The 2,365-nt window shown below is 39.7% G+C and carries 2 protein-coding genes; both read right to left on the bottom strand.

The features are described from left to right. Positions 1-104 precede the first annotated feature (104 nt). Complete coding sequence (locus HUN22_RS16525; protein ID WP_174731658.1) at positions 105-890, bottom strand: 3-hydroxybutyrate dehydrogenase; 786 nt, start codon at positions 888-890, stop codon at positions 105-107. Between the two features lie 33 nt (positions 891-923). Continuing rightward, positions 924-2,345, bottom strand: a complete 1,422-nt coding sequence (locus HUN22_RS16520; protein WP_174731655.1) for a GntP family permease — start codon at positions 2,343-2,345, stop codon at positions 924-926. Between the last annotated feature and the right edge of the window lie 20 nt (positions 2,346-2,365).

Genomic DNA, 2,365 nt, shown 5'->3' with positions numbered 1-2,365 from the left:
ATACAGTAGAGATAAATCATTATTTTGAACAGTAGACTATCGTAAATTTTTAATCAATAAAAAACCGCCTATTTAAAATAAGCGGCTTTTATAAAACACATAAATTATTGTGCTGTGTAGCCACCATCCATAACGACAGCTTGGCCTGTTACCCCACCAGCTTTGCTACTCGCAAGGAAAATTGCGTAGTCAGCAATTTCTTCAACAGATAGCAAACGCTTTTGAGGAACCATTGCCAAAATTACATCTTCAAGTGCGCTGTCTAAACTCACATTACGAGTTTTAGCCAAATCTGCAATTTGCCCACGAACCAATGGCGTATCTACATAACCCGGACATAAAGCATTTACTGTAATACCGTCACGTGCACATTCCAATGCCGCAACTTTTGTTAGGCCAATCACGCCATGCTTCGCGCTGTTATAACCAGCCTTTCCAGCGAAACCAATTAAGCCATTAATTGAAGCCATATTAATAATACGACCATATTTTTGAGCTTTCATGATTGGAAAAACGTGTTTAATACCAATAAATGCCCCTGTTAACATAACCTGAACTAGCTTTTGAAAAATAGCCGTTTGAAACTCTTCAATAGGTGCAACATGTTGGAAACCAGCATTATTAATTAAGATATCAACTGTACCAAAGGTCTTTTGAGTCAGCTCAATGGCTTGTTTATAAGCATCTTCATCAGTTACATCACATGGTGCAGATAATGCCTCAAAACCTTGATCTTTAAGTGAGTTCGCCGTTTCTTGACACTTTTCAGCATTCATATCAGAAATGACAACTTTGGCACCTTCTTGAGCAAATTTCTTAGCAATCTCTAAGCCGATACCACTTGCAGAACCTGTAATAAAAGCAACTTTACCGTCTAAAAGTTTCGTCATCTATTTACTCCTTAATACTTATCACGTGCTGATTTAAACAATACCTGTTACGGTAAAGACCGTAATCACCACAAATACCGCTACTGTTTTAATTACTGTAACTGCAAAAATATCTTTATAGGACTGTTTGTGGGTTAAACCTGTAACCGCAAGTAAAGTGATAACAGCGCCATTATGCGGCAGTGTATCCATACCACCTGACGCCATCGCAACCACACGGTGCATAACTTCAGGTGGAATACCAGCGGCTAAAATTGCGGCATTATATTGTTCAGCCATCGCACTTAAAGCGATACTCATACCACCAGAAGCTGAACCGGTAATACCTGCTAAAACGGTTGTCGTCACAGCGCCATTTACTAAAGGATTTGTGAAGGTACTGCTCATTGCATGGCTAATCAAAGCAAAGCCTGGTAATGACGCAATAATTGCACCGAAACCATACTCAGAAGCTGTATTCATCACTGCTAAAAGCGATCCACCAATACTGGCATTAATGCCCTCTTTAAAATTCGTCACTACACGCTGATAATCAAACAAAATTGCAGAAATAATCCCGACAATAAGTGCAAGACCCACTGCCCAGATCGCACCAGTTTTTGCAACATCTACGGTGTAATCAGCTAAACCAACAGCGGCAAAATCAAAGCCATTTGGATACCACTCTTTGATTGCTTTAGACAAATATTTGTTCATTACTGCAACAAGAATAAGGGGTACAAACGCTAAAAACTGACGAGCCGTACTTCCATTACTTTGCAAGTTCATGTCGGCTTCAATTTCTTGAGAAGCCGCATCGTCTACCCCAAAACCAGAGTAACCTTCACCAGCTTTTGCAGCTGCGCGGCGACGCCATTCTAAGTAAGCCAAACCCATGCATAGTACAAAAATCGCACCGATAATTCCTAGAAATGGCGCTGCATAAATATTGGTACCAAAGAAAGTAGTTGGAATTACGTTCTGGATTTGCGGCGTACCAGGCAAAGCATCCATGGTAAATGTAAATGCACCAAGCGCGATGGTTCCCGGAATTAAACGTTTTGGAATATTGGCTTGTCTAAAAAGTTGGTTTGCAAAGGGATAAATTGCAAATACAGCAACAAATAAACTCACACCGCTATAGGTTAAAATTGCACCTAAGAGTACAACGGTTAAAATAGCCTTTTTTGCTCCAATCCATCTTACAATGGTTCGAGCAATAGACTCAGCAATTCCTGACATTTCAACGACTTTACCGAAGATTGCTCCGAGTAAAAATACAAGAAAGTAATCTTTAATAAAGTTCACCATTTTGGGCATAAATACACCCGAATAAAACGGTAAGACATTGGCAGGGTTAATGAGTAGAACAGCAAGTAAGGCACAAATTGGTGCCATGAGAATGACTGAAAAGCCCTTGTAAGCTGTATACATTAACAGCCCGAGCGAAAGTAGAATTACAAATAATTCCCACATATATTCTTTCTCCCTAAAGA

Source organism: Acinetobacter lactucae (genome assembly GCF_013344765.1).
In the GTDB taxonomy this organism is placed as follows: Bacteria; Pseudomonadota; Gammaproteobacteria; order Pseudomonadales; family Moraxellaceae; genus Acinetobacter; species Acinetobacter lactucae_A.
This window is presented reverse-complemented; position numbering and strand designations above follow the sequence as displayed.